An 803-nucleotide genomic window follows, 5' to 3' on the forward strand; every position below is an offset into this window, starting at 1 on the left:
AAAAACCGGCTTCAATAGCCAGCCCTTCACGTTTGTGATCGTCAATGACATTAAACAATCGGTAGTTTCGGCCATCAGCAAGCTGATCATGCATAAAGTCCATCGACCAAACCTGGTCAGACCGGGTAGGTTCTTTCAGTGGCTCAGGCTTGCTGCGATTCAGCCGTCGCTTGGGACGAATACGCAAGTTCAGGGCTTCTTCACAGTAAATGCGGTAAACACGCTTGTGATTCCAGGGCTTGCCTTCAACGTTGCGAAGGTAGCTGAAACACAGTCCAAACCCCCAGTCGCTATCATCTTCTGTAAGCTGCACCAGGCGACTGGCAATCTCTTCGTTTTCATCACGCAGTTTCGGTTGATAGCGATAGCAGGTCTCGCTGACCGAAAACACACGGCAAGCGAAGCGAATACTGATAGTGCGGTTGGCCACTGACTTCTGAGCGAGCTGACGTCGCTCACAGGGCTTTACCACTTTTTTACCATGGCTTCCTGAATGATTTCGGCTTTAAGGCGCTCTTCCGCGTACATCTTCTTGAGTCGCCGGTTTTCATCTTCGAGCTCTTTTAGCCGGGCCATGAGTGAAGCGTCCATGCCGCCGTATTTGGCCCGCCACTTGTAAAAGGTGGCACTGCTCATGCCGTGCTCACGGCAAAGCTCAGGAACCGGGGCTCCGGCGTCCGCCTGCTTAAGAATGGCCAGGATCTGACTGTCCGTGTATCGTGATTTTTTCATGCAGAATCTCCTGCGTTCAGGTTACGAGAAAATTCTACTTTTGGCTGCTGTTATTTTTAGGGGGGATTACC

General features: G+C 51.3%; 1 pseudogene. It reads right to left on the reverse strand.

Annotated elements, in window-relative coordinates:
* A pseudogene (locus DXV75_RS17025) lies at positions 1-732 on the reverse strand (transposase); the annotation flags it as partial.
* Positions 733-803 lie beyond the last annotated feature (71 nt).

Origin of the sequence: Alteromonas aestuariivivens (assembly GCF_003367475.1) — a bacterium.
Lineage (GTDB): Bacteria > Pseudomonadota > Gammaproteobacteria > Enterobacterales > Alteromonadaceae > Alteromonas > Alteromonas aestuariivivens.